We start from the raw sequence: 25,211 nt of genomic DNA, 5'->3' as shown, positions 1-25,211 counted from the left end.
TTCCTTCTATTTATTAAGTTTAATTCTCGGATCTATTAATCCATAAATTAAATCAACGATAAATACGATCACAACAAGGATAACCGCGTAGAAAACTGTTATTCCCATTATGGTTGTATAGTCGCGATTCGTAATACTTTGCACAAAATGTCTACCAATACCGGGAAGAGCAAAAATCTTCTCAATGACAAAAGATCCCGTCAGCATAGAAGCAACAAGCGGTCCTACAACTGTAACGACTGGAATCATCCCATTCCGTAGTCCGTGCTTGAATATAATTTTAGAAGGACGAAGCCCTTTCCCTCTTGCTGTACGCATATAATCCTGCTGAAAAACCTCTATCATACTTGATCTCGTTAACCTAGAGATGAAGGATAAGGAGTATCCTGCAAGTGCTAGAACAGGCAGCAAGTAGCCCTGCCATTCTTCTACCCCAAAAGCAGGTGTCCAGCCAAGCTTCAGTGAGAACACATATAACAGCAATGTTCCCACGACGAAGGAAGGTATGGTTACCCCAAGTGTAGCGAGCAACATGATGACCGAATCCGGCCATCTATTCTGATTAATCGCTGCAAAAATACCAATTGGTATTCCAATAACTAGAATGACAATGATCGTTAACAATCCGACCTTAGCTGTCACAGGAAACCCTGCACGAATTAAATCATTGACTGTCATCCCCTCATATTTAAAGGAAGGACCTAGATCAAATTGAACAACACCCTTCAGATAGTCCACATACTGTTTCCATAAAGGATCATCCAAATGATATTTTTCATTTAAAGCCTTGGCTACTACTTCTGGTACATTCTTCTCGCCTGTAAATGGACCCCCAGGTATGGCATGCATGAGGAAGAAAGTCAGTGTAATAATCATAAATAAGGTGATGATAATTGCAATTAGCCGTTTCAGTATGTATCTTCCCATACTTAGCCTCCTTGTATTTTTAAATTTATCTAAATTATGTAATTAATATTGTTATATTTGAACTAACTAGTATTAATTAACTATTCTAATTAGACTATATTTTCAAAAATTTATTTTTTACCATATCATACCTTTCGACAAAGCTCAATAACTATTTAATAATATGAATTATTTTATGCAGACAAAAAAGCTTCCGTCAGATGAGAATTTCATCAACGAAAGCATTTTGGCAACTCATATTTATTTGTAATGCCTGAACATATATCGAATCAATTGCATGGCTCCATAAATACCAAGATAAGCAGCACTTATAAGGAAAATATAGTTATCAAACAGTCTATGAATATTCGTCATGAATATCGTTCCATCCCTGCGAATTAGATAAACTGCAACAGCTGAGGTTACTTCGAACAGAATAACTGCGATTACAGCTACTACATCTAGGATAACTACCCAGCGACCAAGCAATTGATAAACTGCAAGCATAATAAAGGGAAGTACAACAACGCTAAGTGTTACAAGAAAAACCATCACAATTACCATCACCTCATTAACAGCATAACCAATTTGGCTTACTGTAAAACAAGATCATCGTGATGCTAACTTTATAACATGATTCCTTGATTATTGTTGATTCCTTGATCCGTTATTCGACCTACACTTACTTCTACGGCTAAAAATAGTTGAACTATTACTCGATTATATTTATACTAAGTCTAAATATAGATCGCCAAAGGAGTACATCATCATGACTAGAAAAGGAATCCTGACACCACAACGCAAAATTATTTATGAAATTGTTTCACAAGCTAATGACCACCCGACAGCTGCAGATATCATTGAAATCTTAAGAAAACAAGGGCATCAGCTCGCTTATGCAACTGTATATAATTCCTTACGCTATTTAACCGAAGAAGGAATGATTCGAGAACTAAAGCTTGAAGGCGATTCTAGCCGTTATGACGGGCATGTCGAAGACCATCAACATATTGTCTGCCGTGTGTGTGGCAAGGTTGATGAAGTATTTGCGAAGCCATCTCAAGAGTGGTTAGATGCTATTGCACAAGAAACGGGATATAACATCGAAGAGGAGAATATTGTTTTTAAAGGAGTGTGTCCAAAATGTCAGTCCAACAAAAAGTAGACAATCAGATGATCGGCGCTTCAAGTGACTCTACAAAGCGTATTATTCTGATTAGCTCGCAGCCTTCCTCTCTTCATGAACTTGTGAGGGAGCTGACCGCTCATCGCTATGATATTATGGTTTTTCACCATATGAATCCCCATTTATTAAATCAAATGCATCCAGATGCACTGATACTTGATCGGCGGAATTTGGAATTCGAATCAGAGATGAACGAAATCCTAAGCGAGGTCAGCATCCCAACTATACATTTCATGCTTACTCGATTTATCACTAGTACAAATGACAATAGAAACCTCTATATGCAGTGGCCTGCTCCCGCACTTCAAATTGTATCTAACTTAAAACAGCTAATCGCAGGGCATGATCACCCGTCTGAGAATCAAACTCGGAAAGCAAGCTTTAAAGACCTTGTGCTCGATTATCGCCGAATGACTGTCAATCAAGCGGACACGAGAATTGAGTTAACACGTACGGAATTTGGTTTACTTAAAGTTTTACTAGAGGCTGATGGTGCTGTATTAACTAGGCAAGAAATTTTGGATGATGTGTGGGGAGAGGATTATTTTGGCGGAAGTAATATTGTAGATGTCCATATCAAAAGATTGCGTAATAAGCTTAATGATGACCCTAAGTTACCTAAATATATTGCTACTATTCGAAGCATCGGATATCGTCTTGCTGACTAATGTAATCCCTTCATCAAACCTTCATCTTGTATTCATAAATCCTTCATGTTCATCATATTTGTTAATGATATGATTCTTTCATAGGATAGATTTAGATTAAGTCTAAGTCTAATAATTTTTGGAGGGTGAAACAAATGAGCAATCATAATTACTTAACTACGAATCAAGGCGCACCAGTTGGCGATAATCAGAATTCCCGAACAGCAGGCCCGAATGGCCCTACTCTGCTTGAAGACTATCATTTAATTGAGAAGATAGCACACTTTGATCGTGAGCGTATTCCAGAGCGCGTCGTACATGCTCGTGGCGCTGGTGCACATGGTGTCTTCGTCTTAGAAAACAGTATGAAAGATTATACGAAAGCAGCTTTCTTACAAAATCCTGGACAAGAAACACCCGTATTTGTTCGTTTCTCGACCGTCATACATCCTGCTGGTTCGCCAGAAACTGCACGTGATCCCCGTGGGTTCTCAACGAAGTTCTATACGGAAGATGGTAATTATGATCTTGTGGGTAATCACATACCTGTATTCTTTATCCGCGATGCAATCAAGTTCCCAGACATGGTACATTCCTTAAAACCAGCACCGGATACGAATATCCAAACGCCAGATCGCTATTGGGATTTCATGACGTTATCGCCAGAATCAACCCATATGTTAACTTGGGTATTCTCTGACTATGGTACCCCTGCTAGCTATCGTGAAATGGAAGGCTTTAGCATCCATGCCTTCAAGTGGATTAACGATGCTGGAAAGGTTACATATGTAAAATATCACTGGAATCCACACCAAGGAATTCGCAACCTATCTGCAGATGAAGTACGTGAAGTTCAAGGACAAGATTTCAACCATGCAACGAAGGACTTATTCAAGAACATTGAGAGTGGTAATTTCCCTAAATGGGATTTGGAAGTTCAATACTTGTCACCTGATGACTTTGACAAGCTCAGCTTCGATCCGCTTGACCCTACAAAGGTATGGCCTGAAGACCTCTTTCCTTACCATAGAGTTGGTACAATGACACTTATTCGTAATCCGGCCAATTTCTTCGCTGAGGTAGAGCAATCAGCTTTCTCTCCTAGCGCTCTTGTACTTGGTATTGAGCCATCAGAAGATAAGCTTCTTCAAGGAAGATTATTCTCTTATCCAGATACACAGCGTCACCGCCTTGGACCGAACTATTTGCAAATTCCGGTCAACTGCCCTTACGCACCAGTCCGTAACCAACAACGTGACGGATTCATGCAAGTAAACCAGAACACATCAACTGTCAATTATGAGCCAACTCGTCATGAACAGGAACCCAAAGAAGCTCCAGTTTATCGGGATAGCGTAATTCCAACTAATGGCCCTATTACACGTCAACAGATTGAGAAAACGGATAACTTCACCCAAGCAGGTGAGCGCTACCGCACGTTCTCAGAACAAGATCAGAATAACCTAGTGAAGAACTTAGTGAATGATTTACAAGATGTTCATGACAAGACAAAGCTACTCGCGATTTGTAATTTCTTCCGCGCTGATAGCGAGTTAGGACAACGTCTAGCAGATGGACTTCATGTCGATATCTCTGCCTTCACTTCTGTAATTCCAAAATAATTAAACGAGCTATGAAATCATACGAAACTTATACTGTCCACAGGATATACGGATAAATAAAGGATAGATAAAGCTGATCACCTAACAGCTTTATCTATCCTTTTTGTATGATTGACGGTTCTATTTATTCTTTGGGAAACAATTAAAAATAAACATTTTGTAAAAATATCTACTAATTACTAAACAAATAAAATAATTGTTTATAAAAAATTATTGACACCGAGTGCTCCATATATTAAAGTTTCCTAGTGATATTTTAATTAAAGGAGTCCTGTTTCAATGAATACTACAAGCAAAGAAAATCCTACATTTTCAAAAGTAAAACCGTTAATTGTATTTCTTATGCCAGTGATTTTAGCTAGCGTTATACAATCATTAGGCCAAGTATTTGGAATCATCCTAGTTGGGCAAGCCTTTGGAGTAGATGCGCTTGCTGCCATTTCAGCCTTTTTCCCCTTATTATTTTTCCTGATCTCTTTTGCGATTGGTATAGGCTCAGGTAGTTCAATTCTAGTAGCCCAGGCTTACGGAGGGGGTAATATCCCTAGGATGAAGGAAGTCGTGGGGGTTACACTAGCCTTTACGCTGCTTATCTCCATCATTGTCGCGCTTTTTGGAGGTATTTTTGCAGACCATATATTGCTATGGATGGGTACGCCTGAGAATATTCTAAGTGAGAGTGCAGGCTATGCTCGTATTCTCTTCGTTACCTTACCTATTACCTTCTTGTACATGGTCTACACAACCTTTATACGTGGAGTTGGAGATTCCAAGACGCCTTTCATCTTTTTGCTGATCAGTACGATCTTGAACATCGTTCTGCTCCCTATTCTCGTTTTCGGTTGGTTCGGATTGCCAATATTCGGATTATATGGCGCTGCTTATGCCTCTGTGGTATCCGGCTTACTGACGTTAATTCTCTTGCTCGGGTATTTACACAAAAAAGATCACGTGCTTAAATTGGATCGACTTGTATTTAAGAACCTTAAGTTAAGAGGCTCGATTCTGAAAACCTTGCTCCGTTTGGCAATTCCAACGATTATCAGCATGGTGACAATGGCCATGTCTGAAATTGCCGTTGTTACTTTTGTAAATGACTATGGTTCAAACGCAACTGCGGCGTATGGTATAGTTAATCAGATTGCGAGTTATGTTCAGATACCAGCTCTCAGTATTTCGATTGCAGTTTCAGTATTTGTTGCACAAGCGATGGGTGCTGGGAGGATTTCGGATATAAAGCATATAACCAAAACAGGAATTATGCTGAATTATCTGCTTGGAGGCATACTTATATTGATCGTTTGCTTCCTAGCAATACCTATCTTAGGCATATTTGTGGATCATGAAGAAACGATCCATATTGCACATCAGCTTATTCTTATCTCGTTCTGGAGTTATGTCATTCTGGGGCACACACAGGCGATCTCCGCAACTATGCGAGCAACGGGAACTGTATTGTGGCCGACGCTCTTTACAATTACAAGCATTCTACTTATCCAAGTGCCAGCAGCTTATTTACTATCTCAATACACAACGCTTGGCATCAAAGGTATATGGCTAGCCTATCCCCTTGCTTTCTTATTCAACCTCGCAGCTCAGTTTACGTATTATCAATTTTTCTGGAAAAAGAAATCGTTAAAAGCTCTGTAGTGTAGATAATAAAATGGCGTGCAAATTGACAACCAATTTGACACGCCATTTTTGTTTGTTATATAAGGGTTTTTACGAAGTTGACCGCTCTTGAGACAAGTCCTAGTAAAAAGCTTACCTTAAATCCCTCTTATCAATTAAATGCGTTGGAATTTTTAAAACTACCTTCCCTATCAATCTTTCTTTATCCACGAAAGGGGTAGTCCACGAATGAGAGTCGAAACTTTCATTACGGTTGTCGCCTAAAAAAAAGTATTTGTTTTCGGGGACAGTAATCGGACCAAATTCATACCGAATTGGCTCGTTTAAGTAAGTTTCTGATACTTTAACACCGTTACGAATCAGTGCCCCGTTCTTAATTTCAATCACATCACCAGGAATTCCTATGAGTCTTTTTACATACCTTTCATTAACTTTCTCGGTTATAGGTGGATAAAATACAACAATATCACCAAACTGATAATCATCCATCCATATTATTTTCTCAACAATTAATCGGTCATTAATTTGAATGGTTGGAAGCATCGAACCAGTCGGAACAACCATAGCTTCTGCGACAAATGTTTTAATAGTAAATGACGCAACGATTGCAATTAGAAAGCTTATTCCCCATTTTTTAATTATTTTCATGAATTGAACTCTCCTCTCCATTTCAATGAACTTATTATCCTTTATTAACGATTATTAAATGAAATTGGTTGCATTAAAGCACTTTTTTATTTAAATACTCATGGTGATCAGCTATGACTTTGTTTCTTCCATGTATCTTTCAGTGGAACGATTCTGTTAAAGACCAGTTTATTTGTCGCCGTGTTCTGACTATCCACACAGAAGTACCCATGTCTTATAAATTGGAATTTATCCTCAGGCTGTGCTATTGCCAATGATGACTCGGCGATACAATCCTTAACGACTACACAAGATTCAGGATTGATTAAGGTATCCCACGACTTGGTGTCATCTTTCACAAGATCTGTATCCAGAATAAGCCTATCATACAGGTGGATATCTACTTTGGTTCCATGCTCTGCTGATACCCAGTGAATCGTACTCTTTACTTTGCGCTCATTAAACCCAGTACCACTCTTGGTCCTAGGATCATAGGTGCAGTGAAGCTCGATAATATCACCTGTTTGTTCATCCTTTATTACCTCATTGCATCGAATATAATAGGCACCTTTAAGTCGCACTTCTGAATTAAGAGTAAGCCTATGAAAGCCTTTAGACGGCTGCTCCATAAAATCATCTTTTTCAATATAAATAATCCTCGAAAAAGGTACATTTCGCTCCCCTATCTCCTTATTCTCGCTGTTATTCTCAATGGTTACGTATTCCACGCCGTCTTCTGGATAATTTGTAATGACTACTTTCAGCGGATTTAATACGACCATAACACTATTTACTTTGGACTTGAGATCCTGTCTCAAAGCATGTTCTAATATAGCAATATCAACTGTACTTTGATTTCTAATCAAACCAATTTCTTCTATAAAATTCCTTATACTCTCTGGTGTATATCCCCTTCTTCTTAGTCCCTGGATCGTAGGCATTCTGGGATCATCCCAGCCATCAACATAATGCCCTTCAACTAATTGTCTTAAATAACGTTTACTCGTTACAACGCCTGTAATACTTAGTCTACCGAATTCTCTTTGTTTAGGCGGTTCGATAACACCCAGTTCATTCAATACCCACTCATACAGGGGACGATGATCCTTAAACTCAATGGAACACAAGGAATGGGTTATCCCTTCGATAGCATCTTGAATGGGATGAGCAAAATCATACATCGGATAAATGCACCACTTATTCCCTGTTCGATAATGCTCCTTATGAATAATTCGATAGATCACAGGATCCCTCATATTCATATTTGGTGAACTCATATCAATCACCGCTCGTAGTACTTTAGCTCCTGATGGATGAACACCCTCCTTCATCTCGCTGAACAATTGCAGGTTTTCCTCGATAGAGCGGTTCCTGTAAGGACTATTCTTACCTAATTCAGTAAGCGTGCCTCTGTATGCTGTCACTTCTTCTGGAGAAAGATCGCAAACATAGGCTTTACCCTTCTTAATCAAAGTTACAGCAGCATCGAAAATTTCTTCCGAGTAGTCTGATCCATAGAATATATTGTTGCCTGGATCGTAGCCCAGCCAGTTCATGTCTTCAATGATGGCGTTCACATACTCTATATTCTCTTTCAGAGGATTCGTATCATCAAAGCGCAAATTAAACTTGCCATTAAATCTTTGGGCTATAAGGTAATTCGTATGAATGGCATATGCGTTGCCGATATGGAGGTAACCATTTGGTTCAGGCGGAAATCTGGTGCAAATATCTCTACCATATGTCCCAGCTTGAAGATCCTCATGTATCATTCTATACATAAAATTGTCCGTGACCGCTTCTAAGTCCTTACTCATGCTTATACCCTCCTTCTTATTATCAAGCGTATTGCGAATTGAATTCATTCATACAAACAAAAAAATCTCACCCCCAAGACAAATTGTCTTGGGGACGAGATTCTCGCGATACCACCCCAGGTTTATTAATATGTCGCCATATTAACCTCATCAAGTACGGCATTCCATAGAATGCTTATACTCTAGCTCTGTAACAGGAGCACCTGTCATGTCATCCCCCGTGAAGAAACGGTTTCACTGTCTGTTATAGACGGATGCGTTTCTTACGGTTATTCGTTCCGACATGCTGTTCGGAGGCTTGGTTCAATAAATCATTCTTGCTCCTTTGCACCAACCGGAGCTCTCTGTCCAGAAGAATGGATTTATCTACTCTTCTCTTCATCACTTTTAAAAATATTAGAATTATTATACATTTATCATTTAATATTGTCCAAAGCTTTATATCCTATTCGCCAGCTTCAGCTGTCTTATTCTTCTGTCCTAACACATTAAACAGTAGATTTAATGCAATTGCCGTAAAGCTTCCTGCTACGATACCATTATCCGTTAAGATTTGAACGCCTGTAGGCAGTTGATCGAATAGCCCAGGAACAACAGTTACACCTAACCCCATTGCTACAGAACAAGCGATAATTAACAGATTCTCATGACGATTAAGGTCAACCTGTGATCCGATCATTTTGATCCCTGAGGATACAACCATGCCGAACATGGCGATCATTGCACCACCAAGAACTGATGTTGGAATCAAAATGGTTAATGCTGCGATCTTAGGGACTAAACCTATTACAAGAAGTATTATTCCTGCTGCGACGATTACGTTACGTGATTTCACTTTACTCATTTGAACCAAGCCCACATTCTGTGAATAAGTCGTGTAAGGGAATGAGTTAAATATACCTCCGACCATGATTGCAAGTCCTTCAGCTCGATATCCACGAGCAAGGTCTTTGGATGTTAGCTCTTGGTCGCAAATTTTGCCTAGTGCCATGAATACACCAGTTGATTCTGCAATACTGACAATAGCCACAATCACCATTGTCAAAATCGCTGAAATTTCAAATGTTGGTGTCCCAAAATAAAATGGCTTAACAGCGTGTATCAAGTCAGCATTCTGGATAGGATTAAAATCTAGTTTACCCATAAACCCTGCAACTATAGTTCCCACGATTAATCCACACAAGATTGAAATCGCACGCCAGAAACCAGTCGCGAATCGATTCATCAGAATAATGAAGATCAACACGCCAAAGCCTAATCCTATATTCTCCAGGCTACCAAAATCAGGACTTCCTTGTCCCCCACCTACATCTGTTAAGGCAACAGGAATGAGCGTTACACCGATCACTGTAACGACTGAGCCTGTAACAACGGGCGGGAAGAAACGAATCATTTTGCCAAAGAAACCAGCGAACACGGCAACGAACAAGCCTGACACGATAATAGCACCATAAATGGCGGTCATTCCATATTCCTGACCGATTGCGATCATCGGAGCAACAGCTTGAAACGCGCAGCCGAGTACAACCGGAAGACCGATTCCGAAAAACTTGTTCTTCCATACTTGCAGTAGTGTCGCTATTCCACAAGTAAAAAGATCAATTGCAATTAGATACGTTAATTGAGTTTCTGTTAAACCTAATTGGGCGCCCACAATGAGAGGAACGATAACAGCTCCTGCATACATAGCAAGTACATGTTGTAATCCTAGTGAAAACGTCTGTAATGGATTCTTAGGTTGCATTTGATCACTAGTCTCCCTTAATCTACGAATTGTATGGAATCTTTGGATAACGCTTTAATGCGAGCAAGAGATTCTACCTGATAACCAGCCTCAAGTAGCTTGTCTCTTCCAGGTTGGAACGATTTTTCAATTACAATGCCGATACCTACGACGCTTGCGCCAGTTTGCTCCACAATTCGTCCTAGACCAAGTGCGGCTTCTCCATTGGCAAGGAAATCATCTATGATGAGGATACGATCATCCTTATCCAGGAACTTACGTGATACAGCAACATGACTCGTCATCTGCTTCGTAAAGGAGTAGACCGGTTCTACAATGAGTTCATCTGTAAGAGTGATTGATTTTTGTTTTTTTGCAAAGATTAACGGAATATCAAGCTCAAGAGCTACCATCATGGCTGGTGCGATCCCGGAAGCTTCAATTGTTAGAATCTTAGTAGCTCCATGATCCTTGAAACGTCTAGCGAACTCACGTCCAATTTCTTGCATTAGCTTTGCATCAACCTGATGATTCATGAATGAATCCACCTTCAAGACCTGCTCATTCAAGGCAATACCTTCACTTAAAATCTTATCCTCTAATAATTTCATTACCTATTTCCTCCCGTTTCATCTAGTACTTGTCATCTAGTTCTGTTACTACAATAATCTGCTCGTACAAATTCACATAAGAACGGTTGCAACAAGAAGAAATTCTGTATAACTAAAATAACTCGAACCTCTTGTCTCTTATAAATCAGAAACAAGAAGCTCGAGTCACATTCACACATAACCATCTATCAACCAGTTTGTTGAAAAGACGCACAAATGTAAGTGTAATATGAAATAATCATGCCAGAAGCTGACAGATATAAACTCATATACACTACTCTATCTTCTCGTAGTCCGATCATTTCAGGTGATCAGGTAGAAACTTAGCAGGCCAATTCCCGCCATTATACGAGTACGATTGAAATATCAATTGTAGTATACATGATGGAGCAGATAATAGGCTATTGGAAAAATATTGATAATTAACTTCCATTTACCTAGAATAACTCTTCTAACTCAGTAACTAATGAACCAACATAAGCAACAGCACTCCTAATTGGTTTAGGATCACTCATATCAACCCCTGCAAGCTTCATAAGTTCAAGCGGTGGTAACGATCCTCCTGCCTTAAGCACGTGAATCCAGCGCTCTACCGCAGGGGCACCTTCCTCGAATATTAATTGAGAGACAGCTGTTGATGCTGTTAATCCCGCAGCGTATGTATACGGATATAGTCCCATGTAATAATGCGGCTGACGCATCCAAGTCAATTTCGCACCAGCGTCGATTACTACATCATCACCCCAGAAGTTCTGAAGGATATCGCCTTTTTGGTTCGATAAGTAATCGCCTGTAATTGTTTTATTAGCCATTGCAGCGTCATACACTCTTCTTTGCAATTCACCTTCTAAGAGATGGGTTACAAAATTATGATAGTACGTGCCCAGTAACTGCATGATGACCCAGCGTTTCATTCGAACATCTTGAGATTGGTTCAAAATATGCCGAGCTAGTAACATCTCATTCATCGTCGAAGGTGCTTCAATAAAGTACATAGATGGACGAACATTCGTCAATCGTTGATTACGTCCTGCAAGCATAAAATGACCTGCATGACCAAGCTCATGCGCAAGTGTAAAAGCACCTCTCATATTATCTGCCCATGAGACTAAGATATAGGAATGTGCTCCATACGGACTTGAGCAGAATGCTCCCGTTGATTTACCAACATTATCTGCATAATCTATCCATCTATCTGATAGAGCTGACTTCATAATCTCACTGTATTCAGGCCCTAGGACTTGCAACGAATCCAAAATTAATTGTCCCGCTTCATCGATGCTGATAGATGGATTATATTCAGGATCAAGAGGTGCTTTTAAATCACAGAATAACATCTTATCGAGTCCAAGTACCCGCTTCTTAAGCTTTGCTAGTCGGCGCATATGAGGAGCAAGCTCTTCCTGAATAATTGTGAGAATATTGTTGTACATCTCATGAGTTACTTTGTGCGGCTGTAGCAGCATATCTGTAACAGAGTCATATTTACGAACGCGTGACATGACAACCTGCTTCTTCACTTCAGTCGCATACGTCTCGGCAAACGTTTGTTTATACACTTCTAGTGTATTAGAGAAGGATTGAAAAGCTGCACGGCGTAGCTGTGTATCTGGTAACACTTCAAATTTATTCTCATAGAGTGAAAATGATACGGGCCACTTCGTTCCCGCTTCATCTTCAACAGATTCAAATGTCATATCTGAAAGCTTACCGCGCTGATAAATCTTATAAGGTGAACCGAGTAATTCTCCTAGTGATGCAAGTACTTGCTCCGTCTCTGCAGTTAGCTTATGCGGTTTCGTATCAAGTAAATCCATTAAACTATTCCGGTATACAGCAAGCTCAGGCTCCCCTTCTACATATTGCTCGATCAATCCATCTGGCAGCTCCGAAATTTCTGATTTAATAAACGATAGTGCTGAATTAATCTCTGAAACGATACGACCAACCTCTCCAGCAAGTTGTAGGTTTCTCGTGTCTGTACCATCTGCGGACATTTGTAGACTCGCATAAGCATATGCTCTCATTAGACGTCCATAGAGTGCTTCCTCTGCATTTAAGCATGCAAGTAACGTACTTGCACCATTTGCCAACAATCCTTTGTACTCCGAAACGGTTTGAACACTCTTCTGGATAGATTGCAATTCAGCTTCCCAAGCTTCTGTCGTTGCAAATAAGTCTTCCACATTCCATGTTAACTCGACAGGTACATCTGAGCGTTTCAGTCTTTCTTGCATAGTTATCACTCCATTACGATTATTTAAAATAATATCATTAATTATATATTATAAAACTAGTTATTTCCTTAATTTACCTTTAAATTAAATTCCCATGGACCCTTGTAAAGAAAATTTCCTTCTGTGATAAAGAACGTAGCCAATTTGTCGTTGGATTCAATCTCAATATCTAAGTATTCAATTGCCCAAGATGTCTCATTTCTATTAAAGCTATAACCACCTCCCTTGTGTTCATAACCATAATCAGGACCAAAGTACATGATATTTCTAGGCTCATCTGCATCATAGTGAGTGTCTAAATAAATTCGGATTTGATTTGATGCTCTATCTTCTGGAATTCGCTCAACCTTTACTAAATCTACGGGTATTCCGCCTAGTAGTATCTGCTCATTTAATATCTTCGTACCTTCAGCAGGAATTGGAATGGATATTTTAATTGGCTTATCTAGCTTCTGTTGTATGGATAAAGCAGGAATAGTTAAATTGAATCCATTTGTACCAGATTGATTTCGCTGGAAATAGATTTCATTTGGGCTAGGAGAAAGCTCTGTCTGTTCAAAAGGAACAACCTGATTCTGATCTGTCATCAATTTTGCCCCAGGAATATGATCCATACTAGCGAACCCATAGGACTGAATACGCATATTAGGCGTTAGAATTGGAAGTATAGTAACACGCACTTTATTCGCATCTTGAGCACCTATGACGGCAGTTAAACCGATTCCATTACGAACCATTGTAGCCCCAAGCTCTTCAATTCGATTCACTTTGTCTGCTACTGTAAGTTTGATCGGTATTATTTCTCCCATTTCCTCTATAGAAAGGCTCATGTCTTCGGTTATTTGTATCTCACCGTCATAGTGAAAATCACCCGACCATCCACCAGTAGAACTCCCCAAAGATTGATAGGAAAAGATATACGAATCCCCTAACGAATTATTTAATACAAATTGATCAATCCGATCCATTCCCTTAGTCGTAACGGCTATATTAGCGTCTTTGTCTCCGATGACTACTTCCCTAATCTCAAGCACCCGAGCACCAATCTCATGTTTGATAGGTGACTCTAACACATACAGAACGTTCTGTTTATCTGTTTCTTGCACAGTCGCATAACCTGGTATGTACTGCAACCATTTCTGAAGCTGTGCTTTCACATCTGGAGTCCTAACGACAATTGAGATAAGTACAGCTATACAAATAACTGCTGCTATATATGACAGTCTTATTTTATATTTTCTAAAAAAAATGGATTTAGGTTCCTTCACATTCAAAGCATGAAGACCAAGTTTCGTCATTGTAACAGCTTTGATCCTTTCTAACGCTTCTTGATCACAATTTCCAGATTCAGTTTCTTTAATTTCGTCTAACTCAATTGAACTATGACGTATATCCAGATGATCTATCCAATTGAACATTTCTTGATTATCCCGATCTCTCATAACAATTCCTCCTGGATCTCAGGTTGTAGCTGCTGTTTTAATATTTTTCTTGATCGGCTTAGGCGATTCTCAACCGCTTTATATGTTAAACCCATGCTAATCGCAATAGATTCAATTGACTCATACCAGAAGTACCTTCGATAAAATATGCTTCGATTCATCTCATCAAAAGAATTAATCAATTGAATGATTTCTTGTTTTTGCTCTTTGTCCAAAACAATTTGTTCCGTTTCCAACGCATCGACTGCATCGGCGTATAAATCACTTGTTTGGTGCCTCCCTAGCTTTTGGCGTCGATAATCAAGTGCTTTGTATTTGGCTAGCATATATAGCCATGTCTTGAAAGTTCCCTTACAATCTTCATATTCTTCAATACGATTCCATGCGGCAATGAACACATCACTTGCACATTCTTCTTGATCTTCTTTACTACACGTTGATATTAATATTCGTTTAACAAGATTCAGAACACTTGTTCCGTAGTTATCCATTATATACTGAAGAGCATCAGGATCATGCAACTTGAATCTTTCAATCACATTATCTTCTGTTATGTTCATCCTAACACCTCAAATACCATTTCATTCTATATATGACTACGTTAACATTATTCATAATCCCTCACGAACGAATCAAAAAAGACCAACTGCTCGTTGCTCTTTGAAATATTCATTAAATATAAAATAAGAATAGCTCTGAATCATAATCAGTTCTACCGCTATAAGCGGTATATGATCAAGAAATCTGGGGGTGGGCAGCGATCATATGGACAATCCGGCCACACAGCGGTCATCTATCGGCACCATTACAATTTTTCAAGTACTGATTTTGGTGTTGAGCCTTAAGAATCTCAGGAGATTCAACACAACTAAAAGAAGAGCTGCGCTTACAGACTCCTCTCTTGGCTAACGTTATTTATTTGACCAACTTTATTGATTTATCATCTATAGTCACGATAAGAATGTCATCACCATATGCAAATACGTTTGAAACCTGATCTGTAATGGCTAAATGAAGATTTCCTGATTTGTCCAAGACCTTAACACCATAATCTTCTCCCGCTACTAGCTTGCATATTAATTTGTCATTCACTATTTGGACGATTTCTAAAGGCTCTTTAAATAGTATAGTGTCTTCTTTAGATGGCTCTGCCTTGTAAAGCTTGTATTGTCCCGTTGTATTTCCCATTGTGTAGTATACATTTCCGTCTATTTCATCATACCAATTGGCAACCTTGTTATCCGATAATTGTTGCTCATTTGTTCCATCCATGTTCGATGAATATAACAACTGATCTGCATCTTTTACATAGTAAAGCTTGTTATTTACAACTTTGAAATTACTTACTTCAGAATTTATGATCTTTACCGTTTCATTCGTCTTTAAGTTTATTTTGTAGACTTTATTTGGATCTCTTTGTTCAGCAGCAACCGATGATGCCAGTACGTAAACATCGTCTCCAATTATTGTAGTGGATTTATCAGTGCCGAGACTTGCGCCCGTTCCGTTAGCTGATGAGTGCCATCCGTATATAAGTTTGGGATTTCCTATGGCTTTGCCATTAATAACCTCTTGCCCGGATGGTACCAATAAAAGATTATTACCGCTTGGAGGTACAGATTGATTTATGATTAAGGTTCCATTAGGCGTATTTTTGAAATCGAGATATCCTTGATGTTCTATTGAAGCTTTGCCTTGGTCGTTTATCTTACCATACACATCAGAGCCCATTGTAGCTCCACCATGATGATAAGAAAACCAAAGTTCATTATCTCTTATTTCAAATTTCAAATTCTTATTAAAGCCGTATTTGGAATCCATTTCATAAGACAATACCAGTTCTTTATGTAAGGTGTTATTTACAGGTACTCTGTAGACTTGGTTCGTATTCTCTACCGTTTCTGTAAAGTAATAATACTCTTTAAACACAGCAACATCATTGTCACCTGCAGACTTTGGAAGATTCACTGCTTTGACCTGTGGGTTATTAGAAGTGATCGAGAGTCCCTCCGAGTCACTCCACACATAATCCCATCCAAATTCAACATGTGCAAACTTCCACGTTAGAGGGAAATAAATAACATCTTTATAATTTAAAAGTGGATATTCTTCTTTTGAATTGTCTACTGTCCCTCCGTTTATTGTAATCTCGAAGGTAGGTACTGTTGCCTTGTAGCTGCTCGAATTTGTATGACTTGTTCTGTCAGGGACAAAAGATGATGTCACATTCCCTTTCACAATTTTAAGTCCATCATTCTGTGTCCATTCCGTTCGTAATCCCAAAAGTCTGGAATCGTACCATGTCATGGGGAAATAGGTTATGTCCTTATAGACTAATAGCGGATATTCTCGATATTGATTTTCAACCTTATTTCCATTTAGCTTAATAGGAAACTTTGGCAATGTAACTTTTACATTAGAATCTGCAGCGATGCTTTCCTTAGGAGGCAATATTAAATTCAAACTAAGAGTTAACAAAACAGCATATAAAACGATTTTCTTTCTCACAGAAATCAACCTCACCTTTCTCACTCTGTTCTCGATATGTATTTGACGCAATATTCGTTCAATTAGTTTCACAACAAATATATTAAAGCAACCTCGTGCAAATCCACTTTAAAGATAAATGCTAATTCAAAAGCTAATTTTAATGAGGAACAATAGGTGCTTCGATCCCTCGTGGTTATCCACGTTACACCAATTGCACTAATTTACATGCAGTTTTCTTCAACAGTTACTTTATTATTATCAATTGTTACCTTTGAATTCCCCGACAGGGATTCTGTATACCCACATACCGTTTTTTCTTTGGTATTTCCTTTTGAATCAGTATATTTGATATATACTGCTCCTTCACCACTTAAACTGAGCTCAGGCTTAATTTTGGTCTTTTCACCGCTTTTAATTATTTTTGTATAAGTATCCTTTGAAGTCCCTTTTATTAATCCAGTCTCTATCGAAACAATATCGTTGTCTGATTGGTTATTTATCGTTACGGTAAACGCTTGAAATTGACCAAAAATACTAGAATCATACCTATCTTCAAACAGATTAAAACTTATAAAGGCAATTATCACTAAAGAGAATACTACACCTAATAGAAAAATAGGTCTTTTTTTTATTATCACATTCCTACCTTCTTTCAACTGAGATATGAATTAGTTTAATCCACTTTCCTTAAAAAGAGAATATACAAGTAGCGCAGCATGCCAACATGCACTGCTAAACCAATAAATGCGAAGAACAAGCTAAGGCCCCATTCTCCTTTAAGTCCGAGTAGAAAGGTTTGTGAAGCCCAATACGTTGGGACAAAGCCAGCTAACAATTGCCATGGGAATGGAACAAAGTAAGCGATCACCGGGATAAATACGATAATTCCGAGACCTTTGGATAAAGCAAGCCCCTCTATTTTGTTATTAGCAAAAGCAACAAGAACTAGTGTTAGAATAGGTGCCTCAAGCGCTAATAAGAGTACAGTTGGAATCATCGTGATTACAGTTGGTGATCCAATATCCCCATATAGAATAAGCAGGAAAGTAAACAAGATAGACAATACAACGGGCATGGTCAGACGGTATAAGAAATAACCAGACTTCTGAAGCGGGGTTACAGCATAATATTGGATAATATTCTCATCACGTTCGTCTAGCATCATAAACCCCGTTAAGACTCCAAGTAATAGCGGAATCAGAACAATCACAAAGGTTAGCATCAGATCATAGTACAATGTCAAATCAAAGGCTAATTTCCGATTCAATTGATCTGTAAGGATTGGAATTCCATACCGAACAACTACAAGCAGCAATAATGGAGCCATAATAGCTAATGCTAGCATTGAATCGCGACTAATCTGTCTAATATCCATTTTAATGAGATGTAGGATCCGATTCATTATTATTTACCCCCATTAATATTTAATGTGATAAACTTTCTAAAACAACTACTCGCCCATATATAAGCAAGGCAAATCCACACAATCAAAATGAGATATGCATATATCCCCTCGATTACTCCAATCGGCTTAAATGCTGAACTGATCAACAATAAGGATCCTTTGGAAGGGAGTAAACCAAACAATGGACTATTCCACAAACCAACGGTTTCAGCTAATGGAATGACAAATACGAATGAATAAACGCTCGATTGTAAAAAAAATGAATTTAGCGTACGGCAACGAACAGCGACACCTAATCCTACCAGTGTGAAAAAAATGGAAGTTAGCAGCACGCCACTTGTAAACAAGAACGCATTCGATATTTTACCAAAAGCACTTATATGAATAACTAGACTCGTTATGACGGATAAACAAGATAATGACAGTGTTTTGGACCAAATATACTCTCCAGGCCTGTAAGGTGTAACAAATAAGTTATCAAATATGTTCTGCCCTTTCTCAAGGAGCACAAGTCCACCGATAAAGAAGAAGCCTATCACACTTGGATCTGAGAAGGTCAATACGACATTTACTATCTCTCTTAAGTGTACAGGAAGAAGTCTCAAAATGACGATATAGGTGATAGTTACGAATAAGTACGCATAGTAAAATCCATGTCTGATCTGTAGCTTAATATCGTATAAGAATGCGGACATCAATCTCATACCAAGCCCCTCCCAGTTACTTCGATAAATATATCTTCAAGCGACGCTTCTTGGGTATGAATGGTCTCGATTGATTTATGCTGCAGGAGACTTAGAAAGTCCTTATTCTCATGTAACCCCGTTAATGCGAAGTCCTTGTGCAATAGTCCACTTGGTTCCTGATACTCTACACGTACTTGCCTGGAACCTTTGCTAAGCATTAATTCTCTAGGAGAAGCAATTAAGGATACTCTACCATCAACAATAAAAGCGACTTGATCACAGATTTCCTCCGCTATATGCATGTTATGGGTCGTGATGAGGATTGTTTGACCCTCTGCTTTCTTCGCTAGTATGATGTCTTTCACTAACTTTGTATTAACGGGATCTAGTCCCGAAGTAGGTTCATCTAGAAACAATACCTTTGGCTTATTTAGTAAAGCTCTACATAAATTGAGTCTCATCTTCATTCCTTTGGAAAAATCTGAAACCTTGGTTTTAGCATATTTCTCTAAATCCATCATAGCTAGTAGCTTACTAGGATCTTCCGTATCTGTCTTGTACAAAGATCTAAACAATGAAAGGTTCTCAAGTGCTGTGAATCGACTATAGAAGTTCGGAAACTCAAATCCAACACCTATTTGCTCATAATAATCTGATTTCACGTTCATTAACTCTTGGCCCAGTACACGAACACTTCCTTCGTATTGTTTAAGAATCCCGATTAGTATTTTTTGAATCGTGCTTTTACCCGCTCCTGATGGACCTAGAAATCCAAAAATCTGTCCTTCATTTATTTGAAAATCAATACCATGAATAGCTTGGTTTCTCTGACCTGGGTAAGTAAACCGTACCTTCTCTACTGTGATCATTGCACAATTCTCCTTTAATATAAGATTTTAATAAAGATTACAATAATAAACGACGGTTCATTATTAGATCAAAAAAATATGGCTCATAATCAGGTCAAAAAAATCACATTAGCTTTTGCAGACCCATGAACCATAGTGCTATGTATTGCTTGGTCATGTTCTGTATTTGGGTATGATCCGCATATAGACGAATGATTTTAAAATACCCTTCAAAGAAAGCAACAGCTATTGGCTTCGCAATTCCCTTGTGAAATGTCAGCTTCTCTTCTCCGAACTCGATAGGTGTATGTTGAGACGGGATGATGTGACTCTCTATATGAGTAGCTAACAGTTGACATAGCTCATCCTTGGCTCTTTCCCGCGCTGTACCTTTACTTCCATCTAGCAAGATAAGCAAACCTTCTCGATGTTCCTTCAACAGTTCAGATAATACAAACGCTAGTTGATCAATCATGTTCATTTCTACAGGAATCTCAGTAGTAGCCCGCTCCTCCTGCTCATGCAATTGAATCAGAACTTGTAAGCTCTGATAAGCCGGCATCGTTACAGCATCAAACAAAGCTTCTTTATTCGCAAAGTAGCGATAGAGGTTCCCTGTTGAAACACCTACAAACTTAGCAATATCCTTCATGGATGCTTTCTCAAAGCCGTATTCTAGAAAAGCCTGCCCAGCTGTTTTGAGAATCATGTCTTTAATCTCATCTTTGAGTACTTGCATAATAATAAACCCCCGTTCATTATTAATGTATAATAATTCTGCTAAATAGTCAATCAAATAAAATAAACAAAGCCGCTGGATTTCCATCGGCTTTGTCCGTGTTAAGTCGTTTCTACTTGTTTAGACTTCTGTTAATTCAAATGCTTTGAACTTGAGACGAGCTGCTTCAGAAGCTTCTCCTAGCAAATCTGCAACTGTAGCTGTCTTACGAACGTTATGAATGATATATTGAGGGCTGCTTGTGTCAGTGGAAAAGACAATAATATCTCCGATTCCAAACATACGTTTGATTAAGCTCCTCGTCACAGTAATATCTCGAATACGGTAAAGTCTGATTTCATCCCTGCGTTTGGTGAAGAAACCTTTCTCCACAATCAGTCTACTATCTGAAATTGTATATTTGGTGAAACTAGGAAATCCGAAATGAAACGGCTTCCCTTGCCAGATTATCGTTTCCATAAAAAACGACCTCCCCCTAATACAACTGAACTCATTGTATTATACTGGGGAGGTCGATTAATTATTAACGGCCGCGTCTACCGCCTGGTTGTTTATTATTGCGAGTTGAAGCCCCGCGTCCATCCCGCTGTGAGAACGAGCCAGACGGCTTCGAATCGCTCTTGTAGCTATTAGTTGTCGTTCTGCGCTCAGAACGATCTGCGCGACCTGTACGTTCAGCACGCTCAGGCCCAGCTGATGAGAATCTTCTGTCTTGATTTCCTTTTGGATTAAATCGATCTGTTGCTGCTCCTTTAGCTCTTGGTTCAGCACCTTCACGTGAGCCTCTTCGATTATTACTGTCTTGCGCTCCGCGAACAGGTCTTGAAGGACGGCTTTCTACACTTAAATCTCCTTCGCCCCTTACCTTTGAATCATTCCGTTTGCCTGAAGCACCACGATCTGCTCTAGTGCCAGTCGTACCAGTAGTTCGTCTGGAACCCTTAGCGCCCCAATCAGCTCCACCAGTACGAGGTTTATTGTCCCCTCTACCTGTGGATCTTGCGTCGCTTCTACCGCCTGCACTTGATCTCGAATCAACTCTGATGTCATCAGCTCTCGAATCAAATCTACTGTCTTTAGCTCTTGCGTCAGTTCTGCTGTCCTTCGTTCTTGATTCACCTCTAGTTGCAGCCTTCGGACCACGGTCAGATCTGCCACCTGATCTAAAGTTTCTATCGGATGAACCTCGTTCGCCACGTTGTCCATTTCTTCTATTGCTTGAGCTTCTGTCATTTCTTTCGACTCTACCGCTGCCAACTCGAGCAATTCGGTTGCCTGTTTCTGCTTCCATCTGTTCTAATGTCGAGTTAGTTCCACGTTCTATATCCTGTAAATGAGCACGATCCTTAGGAGCTGCGAAAGTGATCGCAATCCCTCTCTGCCCTGCTCTACCAGTCCGTCCAATACGGTGAATATAGCTTTCTACGTCATGTGGAATATCGTAGTTATATACATGTGATACGCCTTCCACATCAAGACCACGTGCCGCAACATCTGTCGCCACAAGAATTTGCAATTTCGCATCACGGAAGCGTTTCATTACATTCTCCCGCTTCGCTTGTGTCAAATCACCATGCAGCTCATCAGCATCGTATCCATTATCTTGAAGCGCTGCAGTTAATGTCTTCGCGCGTACCTTGGTACGGCAGAATACAACTGCTAAGAATGGTTGGTGAATTTTAATCAAGCTAAGCAATTTATCTTGCTTATCACGATCAGATGTTTCAACCACATACTGTTTTGTGCCTTCAAGCGTAATTTTTTTACCTTGAATATGAATGTCTATAGGACTGCGCATGTAGTCAGCGGCTAGCCTACGAACCTGATCTGACATCGTTGCTGAGAATAGCATCGTTTGGCGCTTATAAGGCAATTGACGAATAATCTCCTCAACCTCAGCTAAGAAGCCAATATGTAGCATTTGGTCAGCTTCATCTAGAACAAGCATCGTGACTCTCGACAAATTAATCGTTTCTCTGCGGATATGATCTAGGATTCGACCCGGTGTACCCACTACGATATGAGGAGAGCCTTTCTGTTTATTTAATTTATGAATTTGTGCCTCTACATCTTGTCCACCATAAGCCGCTAATACACTCGCACCAACAATAGGAGCCAGCTTCTTAACCTCCGCTGTAATTTGGATAGCTAATTCGCGGGTTGGCGTAATGATTAGTGCCTGAACACATGAGACTTCAGGCTTTATTTTCTCAAGGATTGGAAGTACAAACGCAAGTGTCTTTCCTGTTCCCGTCTGAGCTTGAGCAATTACATCTTTACCCGAAAGCAGATTAGGAATTGCTTGTGCCTGAACTGGGGTTGGTATATTCAAGCCAGATTGTTTAAGCTTTGTAGTTAGTTCTGATCCAATGCCGATATCGGCAAATGTTTTTGTCATATAGTGCCTCACTTTTTACATCATATTTTGTTATTGTGTGCTTATTCCAGCATGATTAAGCAATGTCAATAAAGATTATTCTCTCTTCATTATCTCACAGGTTCCTATTTTAACATAGGTTAAATGAAAACTAATACATCTCTTCTCAGTATTGAGAAAATAACATCATCTACATACTGCCTATTTCACCTTATTTTTTAGCATAATAAAACAAAAACTGAGAAAATATCCTACTTGAAGCAGGAATATCTCCTCAGTCATTGTTTTTTCCATCATGTGGACCAGTTAGTATGTCTATGCTGATAAATCTATCTGAAGGGTAAGCTACGTACATAGCTATCCGACATTTGTAGTAATTGGGATGCCCTTTGATAATCAAATTCAAGTTGATGCTGTTCTGTGAATGCAGATGGTTGCTTCAATAAATAGGAAGTTCCATCCTGAATATCTTTCCCTGGAACAAACACCGCTTCCTCATTAATGAATGAGCCTGTCGGCAAGTAATAACGCATGGGCAGTAAGTTTTCCTCATGATTTAGCAAGTCTTGTCCAAAATAAATGCGATTCTGTAGAGATAAACCAGCTAAATTCGCAATCGTTGGCATGACATCAACTTGTCCACCAAGCTGTTCAAATGTTGCACCATTTGATACACCAGGTACTGTAATCATTAAAGGAATATTAAACATTTCAGAGTAATTGTATTCCTTACCCGTTAGTTCCGCTAACAATTGCTTCTCATTGGCTTTAAGTGAGTTCATTGGAAGTCCAACATGATCGCCATAAATGACCACCATGCTATTCTCCCAAACACCTGATTCCTTGAGCTTATCGATGAAGGTTCCTAACGCATAATCTGTATAATGAGCCGTTTGTAAATAGTTACCTACAAGCGTATCGTCATATTCATTAGGTAGTGGAATGGGATTCTTAGAATTAGGCAGTTCAAACGGATGATGATTCGACATCGAAATCACATGCGCATAGAACTTCTGATTATCGTCTTGTAGCTTAGCAAGCTCATCTGCAGTTTTGGCAAAGAGAACCTCATCAGAAGAACCCATACCTATCTGATCCTTGGAACCGAAGAAGTCCCGATCATAATATTGATCAAACCCTAATGCAGGATATAGTTTATCACGATCCCAGAATGTAACATCATTCACATGAAACGTTAAAGAGCGATAACCAACATCTTTAAGCAATCGAGGTAAGCTAGGAAGCTGTCTATCACTATAAGTCTGTGAAGCTGCGCCTTCTGGTGGCACATATAGAGACGTATTCACTAAGTATTCAGCATCTGATGTATTCCCTTGCCCAATCTGTTGATAAAAATTGGAGAAGTAATACGACCCACTTAGTAAATCATTCAGCACAGGTGTAATCTCTTGACCCCCAATGCTAAGACCGATCAGAAAATCCTGAAACGATTCTAGCTGAATCATAATGATATTCTTCCCTGCTGCTTCACCCATATGCTCAGGAATATCCGAATTCGTAATTTGCTTAGTTGCTAAGACCTTGTCTTGCGTTACAGTAGTTGGTTCTACTTTATGTTGAGTAGGTTTAGCAACCGTAGGTTTAGCAATAATTGAATAGAGCTGGTAATTAAGAGTTCCCATCTGTTCTGCCATTTTAAGCTCATTTACGATGTTTTTGTTAGTCAGAATAGTAGCCAAAGACATGAATAATACTACTGCTAGTGCACCACAAATATAAACTGGCTTGACTCGTATTCGAGTTCTCCCCCAGTTACGCACCTTATGGCTAGATACAATTAGGATAAGTAAGATTAGTATATCTACAAAAATGATCAAATAATACGGCTTGAGTATATCAAATACACTAGATTTCACATCACCTAATTGCCCAATTTGCTTGAAAGCATGATGAGTAACAATCACTCCGTAATACTTATAGTACATAACAGTACCAAAGAGTATAAAGGTTACCAAACCATTCAGGATCATGTAAGCTAGTAATTTACGCTTACGAACTAGCAGCTCTACTAATAGAATAAAAACACAAATTGTGGGCAGTCCCGTAAGTAACGGTCTAATACCAAGCATTGAATCAAAAATAATATAAGAACTAAAATAGATTTTAAACAGCAGAAGGATAGAAAACACTACAAATGGTCTGGTCCACAATGTACGTGTTTTAGTCAAAATAAAAACCTCCCGGAGTTTCATACT

At 39.1% G+C, this 25,211-nt stretch carries 22 protein-coding genes, 1 riboswitch and 1 other annotated feature; of the genes, 4 read left to right on the top strand and 18 right to left on the bottom strand.

The window, feature by feature from the left end:
- Window positions 1–6: 6 nt before the first annotated feature.
- Both AC1DOK_RS12520 and AC1DOK_RS12515 read right to left on the bottom strand, forming a co-directional pair.
- Complete coding sequence (locus tag AC1DOK_RS12520; RefSeq protein WP_477554614.1) at window positions 7–927, bottom strand: ABC transporter permease; 921 nt, start codon at window positions 925–927, stop codon at window positions 7–9.
- A gap of 240 nt (window positions 928–1,167) precedes the next feature.
- Window positions 1,168–1,461 carry a hypothetical protein gene (locus tag AC1DOK_RS12515; protein WP_477554613.1) on the bottom strand — a complete coding sequence of 98 codons (294 nt, stop codon included), beginning with the start codon at window positions 1,459–1,461 and terminating at the stop codon, window positions 1,168–1,170.
- Between the two features lie 214 nt (window positions 1,462–1,675).
- Between AC1DOK_RS12515 and AC1DOK_RS12510 the strand changes: the two genes are divergently transcribed.
- The 4 genes from AC1DOK_RS12510 to AC1DOK_RS12495 all read left to right on the top strand — a co-directional run bounded on the left by AC1DOK_RS12510 (window position 1,676) and on the right by AC1DOK_RS12495 (window position 6,011).
- Window positions 1,676–2,071 carry a Fur family transcriptional regulator gene (locus tag AC1DOK_RS12510; RefSeq protein ID WP_477554612.1) on the top strand — a complete coding sequence of 132 codons (396 nt, stop codon included), beginning with the start codon at window positions 1,676–1,678 and terminating at the stop codon, window positions 2,069–2,071.
- On the top strand, window positions 2,050–2,760 hold the full coding sequence (locus tag AC1DOK_RS12505) for a winged helix-turn-helix transcriptional regulator (RefSeq protein WP_477554611.1): 711 nt from the start codon (window positions 2,050–2,052) through the stop codon (window positions 2,758–2,760). Before AC1DOK_RS12510 ends, AC1DOK_RS12505 begins: the two co-directional genes overlap by 22 nt.
- 134 nt (window positions 2,761–2,894) lie before the next feature.
- The gene (locus tag AC1DOK_RS12500) at window positions 2,895–4,361 is read left to right on the top strand and encodes a catalase (protein ID WP_477554610.1); all 1,467 of its coding nucleotides are present in this window, start codon (window positions 2,895–2,897) and stop codon (window positions 4,359–4,361) included.
- Between the two features lie 279 nt (window positions 4,362–4,640).
- Window positions 4,641–6,011 carry an MATE family efflux transporter gene (locus AC1DOK_RS12495; protein ID WP_477554609.1) on the top strand — a complete coding sequence of 457 codons (1,371 nt, stop codon included), beginning with the start codon at window positions 4,641–4,643 and terminating at the stop codon, window positions 6,009–6,011.
- 114 nt (window positions 6,012–6,125) lie between these two features.
- Here the strand turns inward: AC1DOK_RS12495 and lepB are convergent, their stop codons facing one another.
- From lepB to AC1DOK_RS12415, 16 genes are all read right to left on the bottom strand, one after another.
- The gene (gene lepB, locus AC1DOK_RS12490; RefSeq protein ID WP_477554608.1) at window positions 6,126–6,641 is read right to left on the bottom strand and encodes a signal peptidase I; all 516 of its coding nucleotides are present in this window, start codon (window positions 6,639–6,641) and stop codon (window positions 6,126–6,128) included.
- 107 nt (window positions 6,642–6,748) lie between these two features.
- A complete protein-coding gene (locus tag AC1DOK_RS12485; RefSeq protein WP_477554607.1) occupies window positions 6,749–8,437 on the bottom strand; it encodes a glutamine--tRNA ligase/YqeY domain fusion protein in 1,689 nt (562 codons plus the stop codon).
- A gap of 87 nt (window positions 8,438–8,524) precedes the next feature.
- Window positions 8,525–8,828 (bottom strand) — a binding site (T-box leader).
- A gap of 54 nt (window positions 8,829–8,882) precedes the next feature.
- Window positions 8,883–10,181: a nucleobase:cation symporter-2 family protein gene (locus AC1DOK_RS12480; RefSeq protein ID WP_477554606.1), complete on the bottom strand. Its 1,299-nt coding sequence runs from the start codon at window positions 10,179–10,181 to the stop codon at window positions 8,883–8,885.
- A 17-nt stretch (window positions 10,182–10,198) separates the two neighbouring features.
- Window positions 10,199–10,771 carry a xanthine phosphoribosyltransferase gene (locus tag AC1DOK_RS12475; RefSeq protein WP_477554605.1) on the bottom strand — a complete coding sequence of 191 codons (573 nt, stop codon included), beginning with the start codon at window positions 10,769–10,771 and terminating at the stop codon, window positions 10,199–10,201.
- A gap of 270 nt (window positions 10,772–11,041) precedes the next feature.
- Window positions 11,042–11,143, bottom strand: a riboswitch (purine riboswitch).
- Window positions 11,144–11,208: 65 nt separating this feature from the next.
- A complete protein-coding gene (gene pepF, locus AC1DOK_RS12470) occupies window positions 11,209–13,008 on the bottom strand; it encodes an oligoendopeptidase F (RefSeq protein WP_477554604.1) in 1,800 nt (599 codons plus the stop codon).
- Window positions 13,009–13,076: 68 nt separating this feature from the next.
- On the bottom strand, window positions 13,077–14,450 hold the full coding sequence (locus AC1DOK_RS12465) for a hypothetical protein (RefSeq protein ID WP_477554603.1): 1,374 nt from the start codon (window positions 14,448–14,450) through the stop codon (window positions 13,077–13,079).
- On the bottom strand, window positions 14,447–15,010 hold the full coding sequence (locus AC1DOK_RS12460; RefSeq protein WP_477554602.1) for a sigma-70 family RNA polymerase sigma factor: 564 nt from the start codon (window positions 15,008–15,010) through the stop codon (window positions 14,447–14,449). Before AC1DOK_RS12460 ends, AC1DOK_RS12465 begins: the two co-directional genes overlap by 4 nt.
- Before the next feature lie 355 nt (window positions 15,011–15,365).
- Window positions 15,366–16,958, bottom strand: a complete 1,593-nt coding sequence (locus AC1DOK_RS12455) for a DUF5050 domain-containing protein (RefSeq protein WP_477554601.1) — start codon at window positions 16,956–16,958, stop codon at window positions 15,366–15,368.
- A gap of 203 nt (window positions 16,959–17,161) precedes the next feature.
- A complete protein-coding gene (locus AC1DOK_RS12450) occupies window positions 17,162–17,578 on the bottom strand; it encodes a hypothetical protein (protein WP_477554600.1) in 417 nt (138 codons plus the stop codon).
- A gap of 35 nt (window positions 17,579–17,613) precedes the next feature.
- Window positions 17,614–18,342, bottom strand: a complete 729-nt coding sequence (locus AC1DOK_RS12445) for a hypothetical protein (RefSeq protein WP_477554599.1) — start codon at window positions 18,340–18,342, stop codon at window positions 17,614–17,616.
- Between the two features lie 2 nt (window positions 18,343–18,344).
- On the bottom strand, window positions 18,345–19,049 hold the full coding sequence (locus AC1DOK_RS12440) for a fluoroquinolone export ABC transporter permease subunit (protein ID WP_477554598.1): 705 nt from the start codon (window positions 19,047–19,049) through the stop codon (window positions 18,345–18,347).
- Window positions 19,046–19,900: an ABC transporter ATP-binding protein gene (locus AC1DOK_RS12435; protein ID WP_477554597.1), complete on the bottom strand. Its 855-nt coding sequence runs from the start codon at window positions 19,898–19,900 to the stop codon at window positions 19,046–19,048. Before AC1DOK_RS12435 ends, AC1DOK_RS12440 begins: the two co-directional genes overlap by 4 nt.
- Before the next feature lie 103 nt (window positions 19,901–20,003).
- The gene (locus AC1DOK_RS12430; RefSeq protein ID WP_477554596.1) at window positions 20,004–20,618 is read right to left on the bottom strand and encodes a TetR/AcrR family transcriptional regulator; all 615 of its coding nucleotides are present in this window, start codon (window positions 20,616–20,618) and stop codon (window positions 20,004–20,006) included.
- 120 nt (window positions 20,619–20,738) lie between these two features.
- On the bottom strand, window positions 20,739–21,077 hold the full coding sequence (locus AC1DOK_RS12425; RefSeq protein WP_477554595.1) for a PH domain-containing protein: 339 nt from the start codon (window positions 21,075–21,077) through the stop codon (window positions 20,739–20,741).
- A gap of 64 nt (window positions 21,078–21,141) precedes the next feature.
- Window positions 21,142–23,016: a DEAD/DEAH box helicase gene (locus tag AC1DOK_RS12420; RefSeq protein WP_477554594.1), complete on the bottom strand. Its 1,875-nt coding sequence runs from the start codon at window positions 23,014–23,016 to the stop codon at window positions 21,142–21,144.
- 308 nt (window positions 23,017–23,324) lie between these two features.
- Window positions 23,325–25,184, bottom strand: coding sequence for an LTA synthase family protein (locus tag AC1DOK_RS12415; RefSeq protein ID WP_477554593.1), 1,860 nt, complete (start codon window positions 25,182–25,184; stop codon window positions 23,325–23,327).
- Window positions 25,185–25,211 lie beyond the last annotated feature (27 nt).

The sequence above is a fragment of the Paenibacillus sp. P5_B5 genome, from assembly GCF_056400365.1.
Note: the sequence above shows the minus strand (reverse complement) of the source record. Positions and strands in the feature narration are given on the sequence as shown.